The following is a 13,243-nucleotide window of genomic DNA, read 5'->3' as shown; positions in this document are numbered from 1 at the left end:
GGGGCGCGCGCCCCGCCTGCTGGCCGAGCAGCGGGCCGCCGGAGCGGTGGTCATGCCCGTCGACGGCGACACCGCCGACCTGCTGTGGCTGCGCAAGCAGGGCGTGAGCGGGGTGCTCCTGGACCGCGGCGACGTCGGCCCCGAGGTGGCGTGCAGCGTGTCGGTGGACAACCTCGCCGGAGGGGCCGCGGCGGCCCGTCACCTGATCGGCCTGGGCCACGAGCGCATCACCTTCCTGAGCGGCCCCGAGGAGCTGGAGCAGTGCCGCACCCGCCTGCAGGGGCTGCGTGAGGGCCTGGGCGAGGTGGGCATCGATCCGCAGGAGGCGGTGCGGGTCGTGCACACGGCCCAGCTCAACGCCGAGTCCGGGGAGAAGGCGGTGGAGGAGGTCCTGGCCGGCGGCCCGGGGCGGCGCCCGACGGCCGTCTTCTGCGCCAACGACCAGCTCGCCCTCGGCGTCCTGAAGGGGCTGGGCGAGCGCGGCCTGAGCGCGCCGGGCGACCTGTCGGTGGTCGGGTACGACGACGTGGCGACCGCGTCCCTGGTGCACCCGGGGCTCACGACGGTGGCCCAGCCCAAGTACGAGCTGGGCTGTGCGGCGATGCGCCTGCTGCTCGGGGAGCTGAACGACCCCGACCACACGCATGAGCGGGTGCGCTACACCCCGGAACTGGTGGTGCGCGGCTCGACGGCGGTCAACCGCGGCTGAAGGGCGGGCGGCGGGCCGACCATCGCCGTGGGCCCGGGCCTGTTCGAGCGCCTGTACGCGGTTCCGGAGTCCCCGCGTGCCGATACCGAGGGCCCGGCTCAGGTGTGGTGTTCGGGACGGTTCTGATCGGGCTGCGGGCACGGCGAGGGGCGCCATTGTTCGGTGTGTGCGGGCCGGGGTGTGCCGGAGGGGCTGCGCGCTCGACGCCGTGGGGCGGGGCGACCGGCTGATCGGTGCCCCGGCCAACGGTTGTCGGTGGCCGACGACCGCTGACCGGGGCACACATTCCCCGTCAACGGTCTAGACCTCGGTGAACCGGACGACCGTCTCGCCGATCTCGTACTCCTCCATGGGGGACGCGGCGTCGGGATTCTGCTGGGTCGCCTCGCACGACATCGGCAGCGGCTCGTTGCCCGCCCCGCCGTCGGGGCGGCGCAGTGCCAGCCGCTCGCACGAGTTGTCGCCCAGGTACAGGCGCTGCTGCCCGGTCCCGGCCCACCCGGTCATGACCTCGCCTTCACCCGAGGCGAACCTTTCGGCGAGGTCCACCGCGTCCTCGCACCCCATGTCCCACGACACGGCGTGCACGTTCCACTCCCTCCCGCCGTTCATGGACACCTGGCCGCACGCGGGCGTGTACATGAGCGCGTCGTAGGGCACTTCGAAGATCTGCGTCTCCGGCGCGAACATGGCGCCTTCGGGCTCCTCGACCGGGGGCGCCTCGTCGACGGAGGTGAAGTCCACGGTCGTCGCCCAGTCGGCCGAGGTGTAGGCCAGGCGCAGCGGCAGCCCGTCTGCGTCCAGGTCCAGCTCCCCGCGCGCGTCCATCGGCTCGCCGTCGGGGCCGTCGATCGTGAACGTCCCGGTCAGGCGGGTCACTTGGGCGCCGTCCACCTCGGTCTCGGTGCCGTCCAGGTCCTCCGCGGACGTCAGCGCCTCCATGGCGCCGAGCACCGCGTCCCGGCTGTAGGCGTCGGCGGTGAACCGGTCCGCCTCCGCGTACCATCCCACCGGGTCGTCGATGACGGAATCGCGCGGGGCATAGGCGAGCACGCGGTCCCCGATGTTGGCCACGGTCTCGCCGCCCTGTTCGGGCGGGATCCGGTAGAGCAGCACGTTCTGCGGGGCGGTGGCGTAGAGCAGTTCGGCGGTGAAGGGCTCGCCGCCGGTGCCCTCGTCGGCCGGTTCGCGCACCAGGTCCGCGGTGAACCCGTCGCCGTCCTCCAGCACCGCGGCCGCCTGCCCGGCCAGGTCCGCGCGCTGGGTGGCGGCGTAGGACTCGTACCCGGCGTAGCCGCCGACCCCGGCGGCGCCCGCCGCGACGACGGCGGCGGAGGCGATCGCGATGCCCTTGGCGCCGAGCAGCGCCGAGCCGCCTCCGGTGGCCGCGGCCCCGCCGAGGCCGCCTCCTGCGCCCGCGCCGACGGCTCCGCCCCCGGCGGCCGTTCCCGCCCCGGTGGCGGCTCCGCCTCCTGCCGCGCCCGCGGCCCCGGCGCCCGCACCGATCCCGGAGGTGNGGGGGGGGCGGCCCCCGCCACGGCCGTCCCCGCGGCCATCCAGGCCTCGGGGCTGTGCCCGGCGGCGTCGAACCCGCGCCAGACGGACGCGAGGGCCGAACGCAGGCGCATGCGGGGCGACGCGCCGGGCGCGGCCCGGACCTGCTCGGCGCCTTCGGGCGCGGCACCTGCGACCCCCGTGGGCGCGGCCGCGTCGAGCGCGGCGGCGAAGCAGTCGCGCGCGCTCGGACGACGGGCGGGGTCGGATGCCAGGGCGGCCGTGACGATGCCGAGGAGTTCATCGGGAACCCCGTCCAGGTCGTACTCGCCCGCGCGCGTGCGGGCGAGCACCGTGNGGGCGGCCCCCGTGTCCCCCCCGCCGCCACCGAACGGCGGCCGCCCCGTCGCGGCATAGGCGACCATCGCTCCCCAGGCGAATACGTCGACGGCCGGGGACGGGGGCGCTCCCCCGAGGCGCTCGGGCGCCAGGTAGCCGGGCGTGCCTTCGATCCTGTCGGGTCCGGGGCGCCCCGCCGCGCGGGCGATGCCGAAGTCCAGCACCCGCGGGCCCACGGGGGAGAGCACCACGTTCCCCGGCTTGATGTCGCAGTGGACGACGCCCAGCCGGTGCAGCGCCTCCAGGGCCTCGGCGGTCCCGGCCGCGAAGGCGGCGAGCGCCGGGGCCTCCAGCGGCCCCGACTCCCGCACCCGGGCGCGCAGCGTGCGGCCGGGGACGAACTCGATCGCCAGCCAGGGCGGCTCGGCCGAGGGGTCGGCCCCCAGGAAGGCGGGGGCGCACTCGGCGTCCAGGGCGCGCATCAGGTCGGCCTCGCGTGCGAACGCGGCACGGTACTCCGGGGCCCCCGCGTGGCGCGGGTGGACGACCTTGACCGCCACGCACCTGCCCGACGCGTCGAGCGCCCCGTACACCGCGCCCATGCCGCCGGAGCCGAGCCTGCCGACCGGGCGGAACGGGCCGATCGCGCGGGGGTCTCCCGGCTCCAGCGCGGCGAGTTCGGGGGGAAGGGGGATGTTCACGGCTCTCCTGTCCGGCTATGGGGGTGTCGCGCCCCAATGATGCCGGTTCGCCGGACACGGCGGGATCCGGGCCCGTCCGGGATCACTCCGGAGGGCCGACCTTCTCCTCCGGGCGCCCGGGGAACTCCACGAGGGAGAAGAACTTCTCGGTCTCGGCGCCCCTGATGGCCCGGTACCGCTCGAAGAGCGACCGGTCGGCCTCCGCGATGCGGGCGTCCCGCTCGGGGCCGGCCGTCCCCGGGTCGACGGCCGCGAGCGACCACTCCAGGTGCGCGTCCTCCAGGTCCAGCTGGGCGCCGCGCAGGAGCCGCCACTGGCGGTCCCAGCGGAAGAAGGCGTGCAGGCTCGCCGACAGGGACATCGCCACGCCGGCCACCGAGACCGCCGCGGCCTTGTAGGGGTAGTCGGCGATGGCGAAGAGCGGCATCGCCGCGCCGAGCAGGATGAGCGCCGTCCCCGAGAGGCGGAACAGGAGCAGGGCGCGGTCGGCGCGGCGCCGGTACTCGTCCCGCAGGCGCAGGACGGCGGTCGGGACGTCGCCGGGCACGCCGTCGGCGGGCCGGTTCACGAGGGGCGGGCCGCGGGGCGGCCGGGGGCCGGACCGGCACCCGTGCGGGGGCGGGGCGTGCGGAGCGGGGGGTGGGGCAACGCGCCTCCTCGGTCGGCCGGTCGGCAAGGAGCGGTTGCGCCCAAGATAGCCCGTGCACGCGGGATTCAGGAGGGCGGCGGGCGGTTCCGCGGCCCAGGCACTTACCTAGTCATCAGTACTTACCTGAAAGTGGGTACCATAGACTCGGAATGTGCTGAGGTCGGCGGCGGTTGGAGGGGCTGACGGCCGGGATCGGCCCGGCCGCGACCGAGAGGACCGCCCATGTCCGTCGTCGTCACCGGTGCCACCGGCCACCTGGGCCGCACCGCCGTCGAAACGCTCCTTGACCGCGGCCTTCCGGCCGGGTCGGTCACCGCCGTGGGCCGCGACCCCGAGCGGCTGTCGGGCCTGGCCGAGCGCGGCGTCCGCACGGCGCGCGCCGACTACGGCGACCCCGCCTCTCTCAAGGCCGCCTTCGCAGGCGCCGACGTGCTGCTGCTGGTCTCGGGCAGCGAGATCGGCAAGAGGGTGGCCCAGCACCGCAACGCCGTCGAAGCCGCGGCCGATGCCGGGGTGGGGCACCTCGTCTACACCAGCGCGCCCAAGGCGACCGACACGACGCTGGTGTTGGCCCCCGAGCACGCGGCCACCGAGGAGATCATCGCCGCGTCCGGTCTGACGTCCACGATCCTGCGCAACGGCTGGTACAACGAGAACTTCCTCCCGCAACTGGAGGAGGCCCGCGCGACGGGCCGGATCGTCGGCAGCGCGGGGGAGGGGCTCACGTCGAGCGCCGCCCGGCGGGACTTCGCGGAGGCGGCCGCCGCGGTGCTGCTGGAGCCCGAGGCGCACGCGGGCGCCGTGTACGAGCTCTCCGGCGACGTGGCGTGGAGCAGGGCCGACTTGGCCCGGACCCTGTCCGAGGTGCTGGGCAAGGAGGTCGTCTACCAGGACCTGGGCACGGAGGACCACGTCGCCGCGCTGAAGGGGGCGGGGCTGGACGCGGACACGGCCGGGTTCGTGGCGGCCCTGGACGCCAACACGCGCGACGGTGAGCTGGGGGCGGTCACCGACACCCTGCGGCGGCTGATCGGGCGCCCGACCACTCCGATCGGGGAGACGCTGCGCGCCTCGGTGTGAGGCCGATCCCGCCTCGGGCGGCGACCCGGATCGTCCGTAAGGGGGTGGACCCCGACCGTCAGGCGCCGGTGTGCCCTCCGTCCCGGGCGCACCGTCCGGCCCTCGCGGCATCGAGGGCGGTCGGGCGGCGTCCGGAGAGCCCACTCCCGGGGCGGTCCGCCCCATCCGAGGCCGGTCACGCCCGCCGGAGCGGTGCCGTTTCCGTCCGACCGGCTCGGCGAGGCCGTGGCGGCCTGGGGCGGGGCCCGTCCCCCCGTGTTCGGCGCCCNGGGCGGCCCCTCGGCCGCCCGCCGACGGCGGTCACGGCCGCCGAACGCGGTACCCCTCCAACGGACACGTCGACCGCGGACGCCGTATCGACGCTCCTCCTCCGAGCGGTCGGGGACCGGGCCTGGAGCTCGCGGGCCGTGCGCGCGCAAGCGCGGAAGCTCAGACCAGGAAGCCGAACAGCGGACTGTCCGGCGACACCCGCTCGATCCGCAGCGGGGCGCTCTCCATCCGCTTCACCAGCGGGTCCAGGTTCTCCGGCGCCCCCAGCTCGACACCCACCAGCGCCGGGCCGGTCTCGCGGTTGTTGCGCTTGACGTACTCGAACCGCGTGATGTCGTCGTCGGGCCCCAGAACGTCGTCGAGGAACCGGCGCAGCGCCCCCGGCTCCTGCGGGAACTCGACCAGGAAGTAGTGCTTGCGGCCCTGGTGGATCAGGGCCCGCTCCACGATCTCGGCGTACCGGCTCACGTCGTTGTTGCCGCCCGAGAGCACGCACACCACCGTCGCCCCCCGCGGCAGGGCCGCCGCCGCGGACGCAGGGCCCAGGGCCGCCGGGGCCAGCGCACCGGCGGGCTCGCTGATGATCCCGTCGGTCTGGTAGAGGTCGAGCATCTCCACGCAGATCCGGCCCTCCGGGACGGCGGCCATGTGCGGCGCCCCGGCCGCCGCGATCGCGTGGGTCAGCCGCCCTACCTCGCGCACCGCCGCCCCGTCCACGAACGGGTCGATGTGCTCCAGCCCCACCGGGTGCCCGGCCTCCAGGGCGGCGGCCATGCTCGCCGCGCCCAGCGGCTCGGCACCGACCACCGGCACCCCGGGGTGGGTCTCGCGCAGCCACGCCAGGGTGCCCGCCAGCAGGCCGCCGCCGCCCACCGGCACCACCACGGCGTCGGGGGCGCCTCCCAACTGCTCGACGGCCTCGCGGACCACGGTCCCCTGCCCGGCGACCGTGCGCGGGTCGTCGAAGGCGGGGAGCGGCGTCATACCGAGCCCCTCGGCGTCGGCGCGGGCCGCGGCGGCCGCGTCGTCGTAGGTCTCCCCGGTCACGATGGGCTCGACGAAGGAGCCGCCCAGGGCCGCGACGCGGTCGCGCTTCTGGCGCGGGGTCGTGCGCGGCAGGTAGACCCGGGCCCGGATGCCCAGTGAGGCGCACGCGAACGCCACACCCTGGGCGTGGTTGCCCGCACTCGCGCAGACCACGCCCCGCCTCCGCTGCTCCGCGTCGAGCAAGCGCGCGAAGTTGAGCGCGCCGCGGCCCTTGTAGGAGCGCATCGGGGTGAGGTCCTCACGCTTGAGGCGGACGTCGAGGCCGTACTGGACCGACAGGCGCTCGCTGCGCTGCAGAGGCGTGGGCGGGATGACACCGGAGATCCTTGAGGCGGCCGCGGCCACGTCGGCCGCGGTCACCGTGGCAGGGGCCGTGCGCTCGTGGGTGCCGTTCTCGGTCAACGCGATCCTTCTTTCCACGGGGCGGGGTCGCAACGACCGTACAGCGGCGCGCGCCGGTGCGCGGGCGGACCCGGCCGGAGACGGCGCCCCGCGACCGGGGCGGCGGCCGGTGCGCGGAACGGTCCGATACCGATACGGGGAGTGTGCGGCGTTTTGCGCTCAGCCCCGAAAACCGCTTCGATGGGACGCCCCCGCGAGCGTTCAATGGGAACCGGCGGGGTCCGGAACGGGCGGCCCCGCGGGCCCGGCGCGCGCACCGGGCACCGCGCGGCGCCGCGCACGGCCTCCGGAACGCGCATGTCGGGTCGTTAACATTGCGACAAGGGAGAGGGGCAGTCGTTCATGGCTGAACAGGGCAAGGTGGCCCCCGCCAGACGGCGGGGACTGGCCGGTGAGGTCGCCGACCGCATTCGGGAGGCGATCTTCAACGGCGCCTATGCCCCTGGGGCGCAGCTGCGCGAGGTGGAGCTGTCCACGGCGCTCGACGTCAGCCGCGGACCGGTCCGCGAAGCGCTGCTGCTCCTCGAACGCGAAGGGCTCGTGCACAGCGCCTGGCACCGCGGTGTGACCGTCACCGAGCTGGAGCCCGGCGACGTCGCCGAGCTGGACACCCTGCGCGACGCCCTCGACGGCCTGGCCGTGCGCACCGTCGTCGCCGAGGCCGCCGAGGACGACCTGGACGCGGTGGAGGCGGCCGCCGAGCGGATGGCGCGGGCCGAGGACGGCCACACCATGGTGAAGTGCGACATCGCCTTCCACGACGCGGTGTACGCGGCCTCGGGCCACCGCCGGCTCCAGGAGGCATGGCGGGCGATCCGATCCCAGGTGCACCTGTTCCTGCTGACGCGGATCGGCCGGGACACCGACGGATACCTGGCGCACATCCCCGGGGAGCACCGGGAGCTGGCGGCCGCGCTGCGCGCGCGGGACGCCGGGCGCGCGCTGGAGCTGTTCGCCGCGCACCGCCGTGTCGCCTTCGAGGTGGTCACGCGGGCAGAGGGCGGGGGCGCGCCGACGGCGGTGGACGGGGCTCCGGCTCCGGAGCGCCGTTCCCAGCCCTGACCCTCGCCGCGCGGCCGCCCTGGTCCGGCCGCAGCCCCTGTGCCGTCCTTAGGATCGGGGGGAGAGTGCGTGTCGGCCGTCGAGGAGGCGCCATGCGGGCGAACAGGGTCCCGACCGAGGAGATCAAGCGCGAACCGGCGGCCTTCGCCGACCGGGTCACCGCGGACGGGCGGTTCGGGCGGGCCGCCGAGCCCGGCCGGTACCGCCTGGTGGTGAGCAGGGCGTGCCCGTGGGCGCACCGCGTCGTCATGGTCCGCAGACTGATGGGCCTGGAGGGCGCGGTCACGCTCGCGGTCGCCGACCCCGTCCAGGAGATCATCGAGGGCGACCCGCACTGGGTGTTCACCGAGGAGACCGGCAGCCCCGGCGGCCGCGACCCGGTGCTGGGGATCCACGCGCTGCGCGAGGCCTACCTGGCGGCCGACCCCGGCTACGAGGGCGGGGTCAGCGTTCCCGCCCTCGTGGACACCGAGTCCGGGCATGTGGTGTCCAACGACTACGACCGGCTCTCCATCGACATGGCCGCCGAGTGGGGCGCGCTGGCCCGCCCCGGGGCGCCGGACCTGTACCCGGAGCGGCTGCGGGAGGAGATCGAGGAGGTCGGGGAGGGGGTCTACCGGGACGTCAACAACGGGGTGTACCGCACCGGGTTCGCCCCCGACCAGGAGCGCTACGACGCGGCGGTCGCCCGCCTGTTCGCACGCCTGGACCGGCTGGAGGAGCGGCTGAGCACGCGGCGCTACCTCGTCGGCGACCACATCACCCTGGCCGACGTGCGCCTGTGGTCGACGCTGCTCCGCTTCGACGCGGTCTACCACGGCCTGTTCAAGTGCAACGTGCGCAAGATCAGCGAGTACCCGGCGCTGTGGGGGTACGCGCGCGACCTGTTCCAGACCCCGGGGTTCGGCGACACCGCGAACCTGGACCACATCAGGGCGCACTACTACCGGGTGATGACGGGCATCAACCCGACCGGTGTGATCGCGGCGGGCCCGGACCCGCGCGGCTGGCTGGCCCCGCACCACAGGGAGGAGCTGGGAGGCAGCCCCTTCGGCGAGGGGACGGCACCGGGCCCGGTCCCGGAGGACGAGCGGGTGCCGCCCATCGGCTGAGACGCCCGGCCCGAGCCGGACCGCCGGGAGCGACCGACAGGGAGCGACCGCGTCGGGAGGCGCTGATGGCCCGCATCCGATGTGCCGACCGGCCGGAGATGCGATACGCTTCCCAACGCCCCGGGGGCAGCGGCCGAACAGTCGCGAACCTGCGGGGGCACCGGGACGTAGCGCAGTTTGGCAGCGCACTTGACTGGGGGTCAAGGGGTCGTGGGTTCAAATCCCGCCGTCCCGACAGGCGAGGGGCGCTCACGCATGTGAGCGCCCCTTTGGCGTTCCCGGTGAGAGGATTCTCCTGAGTCGGCCACGGGTGGGGCCGCAGGGCACGCCGGGGTGGGTTTCACCGGGTTCTCGGCTATTTGACGGCCGTCGGTGCGCTTGGGTGCCGAGTGGCTGCCCGCCCTCCCTGTTCCGGGAGGGAGAACCTTGGTGCGGAGGTCATCGCTGCTCACTCGCTCAACCTGCGCAGGCGGGTGAGGCGGCGTAGGCCGGTGCCGTCCTCTCCTTCCCCGGCGGGGTGCAGGGCCTCCTTCAGCCTGCGCCTCACCTCGGCGGTGTCCAGGTGCATGCCGATGGCCACCAGGCCGTCCTCGCCGCCCCGCTGCGCGTGGGAGGCCACGTGGAGCTGCCTTCCGACCATGTTCACCGCGAACCGGCGCGTCCCGGCGCCCGCCGCCACCGTGACCGTGCCCTTCAGGCGGTAGGCGCCCTCCGGCGGGTCCTCCAGCAGGTCGACGAGGCGTCCCGGGTCGGCCGGGGCGTCCGCCGCGACGGTCACCGCGTCGGCGTGCACGTGCGGCGCGTGGTCCTCCCCGGCCGCCTCGGCGAACGGGAGCTCGGGCTGGGCCGCCTCCTCCGCCGCCGCGTCGAACACCAGGGCCGGATCGATGCGCCCGTGCTCGGTGGCCACGACGTGCGCCTGCGGGTTGCGCTCCTTGACCCTCTCGGCGATGCGCGCCCGCACCGCGTCCCGGTCCGGCCCGGCGATCCGGTCGATCTTGTTGATCACGACCAGGGTGGCCGCCGCGTACCGCTCGGGCGGCAGCACCCCGGTGTCGACGGTCGCGAAGTGCGCTCCGGCGTCGACGACGTCGACGACCCCGCCCGAGCGCACCCCCTTGACCTCGCTGAAGCGGATCAGCCGCGCCAGCGACGACGGGTCGGCCACACCGCTGGCCTCGACGATCACCGCGTCCAGGCGCAGACGGGGCTGGGCGAGCTTCTCCAACGCCTCGTCCAGGCCGCCCGCGTCGGGCAGGCAGCACACGCAGCCGCCGCTGATCGCCTCGGCCTCGTCGACCTGGCCGGTCACCAGCCCCGCGTCGACGTTGATGGAGCCGAAGTCGTTGACGACCACGCCGAGCCGCGCGCCGGGGGCGTGCAGAAGCCGGTTGAGGAGGGTCGTCTTACCCGCGCCGAGGTGTCCGGTCAGCGCGATGACGGGGAGCTGCCGCATGCCGTCATGCCTCTCGCATCGTCCGTTGGGTGGGTCGGTGCCACGATTGTCTTATGACTCGGGGCGGGCAGGCCGCACGATCGGATCGGATGGAGCGTGATCTGGGCCTCGGAGGGCCTACACGACCGTCGGCGGGACGCTCTTGGGAGGATCGCCCCGGGCGCCGACCGGCGGCGCCGGACCACCGTCGTCCCGTAGGGGGGCTCTTGAGCGCTGGCGAACCGCACGACGACATGGGGACGCCCGTGCCCCTGCGCCGTCCCGTGCGCCGGGTGGTCTCCCTGGTGCCCTCCCTGACCGAGGCCGTCGCGGTCACGGCGCCCGGCACGCTGGTCGGGGCCACGCAGTGGTGCACACACCCGCCCGGCCTTGAGGCCGAACGGGTGCGCGGGACGAAGAACCCGGACGTGCGCCGCATCCGGGAGCTGGCGCCCGACCTCGTCATCGCCAACAAGGAGGAGAACCGCGAACTGGACGTGCGGCGCCTGCGAGAGGCGGGCATCCCCGTGTGGGTCACCGTCATCGAGAGCGTCGAGCAGGCGCTGCGCTCCCTGCGCCGCCTCTTCGAGGAGGCCCTGGGCGTCCCGGTGCCCGACTGGTGGCAGAGCGCCCGCGCGGCCTTCGCGGCGCCGCCGCCCACGCCCCTCGCGAACGCGGTTGTGTGCGTCTGGCGCGACCCCTGGATGGTCGTCGGGCGGAGCAACTTCGCCTCGGAGGTGCTGCGGTACGCCGGTGCGGCCAACGTTTTCCAGGACCACGGCGACCGTTACCCGCGCGTGGGGCTCGACGAGATCCGCGGCTCCGGAGCCGACCTGGTCGTGCTGCCGGACGAGCCCTATGCGTTCTCCGCGGACGACGGCCCGGAGGAGTTCGGGGACCGGGCCCGGCTGGTGACCGGCCGACTGCTCACCTGGTACGGCCCGTCCCTGACCGACGCGCTGCCCCGCCTGCGGGCCGAGCTGGGGTTCGGGGACCACCCGGCCCAATGGTGCCCGGGGCGCGGCTAGGGGGTGTTGCGTGGATCATGGCCGTAGAAGGCACTGGCGGTGTCATGTCCATCGCAGGGCCGCTGTGCTCCCGAAAAGCAGGAGGAGCCGGCCTGGGTGTGCTGTCGACTGATGAGAACGCGGCGAGGGGCGTTCCTGGGCGCCGCGCAGTCGGGCCTGATCCAAGCAGCACGCGCCCTATTCCAGTCGGAGCCGCCCGGGGGCCTGGGCCTCGATGACGTCCACCAGCCAATCGAACACGGTCGGCCCTTCGCCCGCCGCAGCGCGGTCGCGTTCGGCCTGCACGGCGGGCCGGTTGGAGGGGTGGGCCCTTTGAATGCGCTCGTCGAGGCGGCGGACGGTCTCGTCGTACCCCAGGGCGCGGCGGGACGCCTCGTGGTCCCGCCATTCGATGATGAAGTCCCCGTCCTCGGGGGTGCCGTACCCTCCGCTCAGACAGTCGGCGAACGCGTCCAGGTTCGTGCCGAAGTAGCCGCCCGGGCCGTTCACGGCTTCGCCGACCACCTGCCAGAAGCGGTCGAGGCCGGTCACCTCGCGGCCCTCGATCACGTAGGTCGCCGTCATGTGCGGAGGGTACCCGGCCTTTCCTCGTCAGTGGGGTTCCTCAGGGGTGTTCCGCCCCCGGCACGGCCCGGCGGGCGCCGCCCGGACGGCCGTGCACCGGCGGGTCAGCAGCCGTAGTCGACCAGGCGGAACGAGGCGTAGTGGTCGGCGGTGTAGTAGTCCTCCTGGTAGGAGTCGCCGGTGACGATGCGGCGTGCGCCGCGGTGGGACAGGCCCGGCGTCTCGACGGTGTACTCGCGGTAGTAGCCCGTCTCCTGGTCCGGGAGGAGGTCTTCCCGGTTGTAGAAGGTCGTTCCGTCCTGCGGGTAGGGGAAGGGGCCGCCGGCCTCGATCAGGTCGAGGGTGTCGTGTGCCTCCGGGGGCAGGGCCGTGTAGCAGACGTGACCGACGGCGGCCACGGCCGGGGCGGTCGCACCGCCGACGAAGAGCGCCGCCATGAGGACGGCTGCGGTACCGATACGCGAAAACAGCGGGGAGATTCGCATGCCCACCATTGGGCGGTGCGGACCCGCGGCGCGTCAACGGCCGTCGAACGGAGTTCCCCGTCGTGTAGTCGGGCCGTCACCGGGGCGACGGCCCGGCTCCACGCCCGGCCGCCCCGCCCCGTCGCGGATGTGCGAGCAGCGGGGGCCGTGCGGAGGAGGACCCGGACACGCGAAAAGGGGCCCGGATTACTCCGAACCCCTTCGCGACCTGTCGGGACGGCGGGATTTGAACCCACGACCCCTTGACCCCCAGTCAAGTGCGCTGCCAAACTGCGCTACGTCCCGTGTCCTGCCGCTGGGCCCGGACTCCGTGCCCCGGCGACGGATGAAACTCTATCGCACTCGCGCCCGTGGTCGGGACAGGTTTCCCGGCGCGCAGGCGATCCCGGGACTTTCGTCGCTCTGCGTGTATGTGCTGGTGACAACGGGCAATCCGTGATGCACCATGAACCATGGAGCACACAGAGGCCGAGCAGGCCGGACGCCGGGTTCCGCCGGAGGTCGTCGACATCGTCGGGCGCATGGCGGGGCTCGTTCCCGGGCAAGCCCGTGCGGTCGCGGTCGTCGCCCGCACCTACCACCCCGCCGAGCTCGAGACCCGAGGGCAGCGGGAGACCGCCGACGCGGCCGCCCGAACCGCCGTCGCCGAGGAGATCGAGGAGCGCTGGCCCGGCGCACCCTACGTGGTCCTCCACGGCCCCGCCGAGGACTTCCCCGGGGCCGTGCCCGAGGCCGCCCGCGGGGACGAGGTCGTCATCGGCGTCGTCTACCGGGTCGGTGCGCCCCTGTCCGGGGAGTGATCCGCGGCCCCAGGGGCGCACGGCGCGCACTCTCGGGGGAAGGGTGCCGCGCGCGAACGGCTGAGG

At 74.6% G+C, this 13,243-nt stretch carries 12 protein-coding genes, 2 tRNA genes and 1 pseudogene; 7 read left to right on the top strand and 8 right to left on the bottom strand.

Annotated features, from left to right (window positions below; all coding sequences use genetic code 11):
• Nucleotides 1-709 (top strand): substrate-binding domain-containing protein (locus D476_RS0100920; RefSeq protein ID WP_017622108.1); only part of this gene is annotated, 709 nt, incomplete at its 5' end.
• Between the two features lie 300 nt (nt 710-1,009).
• On the opposite strand, the gene D476_RS0100915 is transcribed toward D476_RS0100920, so the two are convergent.
• The 3 genes and pseudogenes from D476_RS0100915 to D476_RS35390 form a co-directional block, all read right to left on the bottom strand.
• Nucleotides 1,010-1,939: a hypothetical protein gene (locus tag D476_RS0100915; protein WP_017622107.1), complete on the bottom strand. Its 930-nt coding sequence runs from the start codon at nt 1,937-1,939 to the stop codon at nt 1,010-1,012.
• Nucleotides 1,940-2,493: 554 nt separating this feature from the next.
• Nucleotides 2,494-3,144, bottom strand: a pseudogene (locus D476_RS40015) (serine/threonine-protein kinase); the annotation flags it as partial.
• 181 nt (nt 3,145-3,325) lie between these two features.
• On the bottom strand, nt 3,326-3,811 hold the full coding sequence (locus D476_RS35390; RefSeq protein WP_017622105.1) for a DUF4231 domain-containing protein: 486 nt from the start codon (nt 3,809-3,811) through the stop codon (nt 3,326-3,328).
• 303 nt (nt 3,812-4,114) lie between these two features.
• Here D476_RS35390 and D476_RS0100900 point away from each other — a divergent pair, with 303 nt between their 5' ends.
• Complete coding sequence (locus D476_RS0100900) at nt 4,115-4,972, top strand: SDR family oxidoreductase (protein WP_017622104.1); 858 nt, start codon at nt 4,115-4,117, stop codon at nt 4,970-4,972.
• A gap of 429 nt (nt 4,973-5,401) precedes the next feature.
• Here the strand turns inward: D476_RS0100900 and ilvA are convergent, their stop codons facing one another.
• On the bottom strand, nt 5,402-6,691 hold the full coding sequence (gene ilvA / locus D476_RS0100895) for a threonine ammonia-lyase IlvA (protein ID WP_017622103.1): 1,290 nt from the start codon (nt 6,689-6,691) through the stop codon (nt 5,402-5,404).
• A gap of 342 nt (nt 6,692-7,033) precedes the next feature.
• Between ilvA and D476_RS0100890 the strand changes: the two genes are divergently transcribed.
• The 3 genes from D476_RS0100890 to D476_RS0100880 all read left to right on the top strand — a co-directional run bounded on the left by D476_RS0100890 (nt 7,034) and on the right by D476_RS0100880 (nt 9,100).
• Nucleotides 7,034-7,753, top strand: a complete 720-nt coding sequence (locus D476_RS0100890; protein ID WP_017622102.1) for a GntR family transcriptional regulator — start codon at nt 7,034-7,036, stop codon at nt 7,751-7,753.
• Nucleotides 7,754-7,845: 92 nt separating this feature from the next.
• Nucleotides 7,846-8,865 (top strand): glutathione S-transferase family protein, encoded by a 1,020-nt coding sequence (locus D476_RS0100885; RefSeq protein ID WP_017622101.1) that lies wholly within the window; start codon nt 7,846-7,848, stop codon nt 8,863-8,865.
• Nucleotides 8,866-9,026: 161 nt separating this feature from the next.
• Nucleotides 9,027-9,100, top strand: a tRNA-Pro gene (locus D476_RS0100880).
• 213 nt (nt 9,101-9,313) lie between these two features.
• Here the strand turns inward: D476_RS0100880 and D476_RS0100875 are convergent.
• Entirely contained in the window at nt 9,314-10,321 is a 1,008-nt protein-coding gene (locus D476_RS0100875; protein ID WP_017622100.1) for a CobW family GTP-binding protein, read from the bottom strand.
• Between the two features lie 233 nt (nt 10,322-10,554).
• Between D476_RS0100875 and D476_RS0100870 the strand changes: the two genes are divergently transcribed.
• Nucleotides 10,555-11,328, top strand: a complete 774-nt coding sequence (locus tag D476_RS0100870; RefSeq protein ID WP_017622099.1) for a helical backbone metal receptor — start codon at nt 10,555-10,557, stop codon at nt 11,326-11,328.
• A gap of 177 nt (nt 11,329-11,505) precedes the next feature.
• On the opposite strand, the gene D476_RS0100865 is transcribed toward D476_RS0100870, so the two are convergent.
• The 3 genes from D476_RS0100865 to D476_RS0100855 all read right to left on the bottom strand — a co-directional run bounded on the left by D476_RS0100865 (nt 11,506) and on the right by D476_RS0100855 (nt 12,662).
• Nucleotides 11,506-11,892 carry a barstar family protein gene (locus D476_RS0100865; RefSeq protein ID WP_017622098.1) on the bottom strand — a complete coding sequence of 129 codons (387 nt, stop codon included), beginning with the start codon at nt 11,890-11,892 and terminating at the stop codon, nt 11,506-11,508.
• Nucleotides 11,893-11,996: 104 nt separating this feature from the next.
• Nucleotides 11,997-12,377 (bottom strand): ribonuclease domain-containing protein, encoded by a 381-nt coding sequence (locus D476_RS0100860; protein WP_239648562.1) that lies wholly within the window; start codon nt 12,375-12,377, stop codon nt 11,997-11,999.
• 211 nt (nt 12,378-12,588) lie between these two features.
• A tRNA-Pro gene (locus D476_RS0100855) sits at nt 12,589-12,662 on the bottom strand.
• A gap of 167 nt (nt 12,663-12,829) precedes the next feature.
• Between D476_RS0100855 and D476_RS0100850 the strand changes: the two genes are divergently transcribed.
• On the top strand, nt 12,830-13,177 hold the full coding sequence (locus D476_RS0100850; protein WP_017622096.1) for a hypothetical protein: 348 nt from the start codon (nt 12,830-12,832) through the stop codon (nt 13,175-13,177).
• The last annotated feature ends 66 nt before the right edge of the window (nt 13,178-13,243 follow it).

Source organism: Nocardiopsis chromatogenes YIM 90109 (genome assembly GCF_000341185.1).
Taxonomy (GTDB): domain Bacteria; phylum Actinomycetota; class Actinomycetes; order Streptosporangiales; family Streptosporangiaceae; genus Nocardiopsis_A; species Nocardiopsis_A chromatogenes.
Note: the sequence above shows the minus strand (reverse complement) of the source record. Positions and strands in the feature narration are given on the sequence as shown.

Coding starts and splice junctions, on each gene's coding strand:
- D476_RS0100900 (WP_017622104.1), top strand. CDS start 4,115: ATGTCCGTCGTCGTCACCGGTGCCACCGGCCACCTGGGCCGCACCGCC.
- D476_RS0100890 (WP_017622102.1), top strand. CDS start 7,034: ATGGCTGAACAGGGCAAGGTGGCCCCCGCCAGACGGCGGGGACTGGCC.
- D476_RS0100885 (WP_017622101.1), top strand. CDS start 7,846: ATGCGGGCGAACAGGGTCCCGACCGAGGAGATCAAGCGCGAACCGGCG.
- D476_RS0100875 (WP_017622100.1), bottom strand. CDS start 10,321: ATGCGGCAGCTCCCCGTCATCGCGCTGACCGGACACCTCGGCGCGGGT.
- D476_RS0100870 (WP_017622099.1), top strand. CDS start 10,555: ATGGGGACGCCCGTGCCCCTGCGCCGTCCCGTGCGCCGGGTGGTCTCC.
- D476_RS0100865 (WP_017622098.1), bottom strand. CDS start 11,892: ATGACGGCGACCTACGTGATCGAGGGCCGCGAGGTGACCGGCCTCGAC.
- D476_RS0100860 (WP_239648562.1), bottom strand. CDS start 12,377: ATGCGAATCTCCCCGCTGTTTTCGCGTATCGGTACCGCAGCCGTCCTC.
- D476_RS0100850 (WP_017622096.1), top strand. CDS start 12,830: ATGGAGCACACAGAGGCCGAGCAGGCCGGACGCCGGGTTCCGCCGGAG.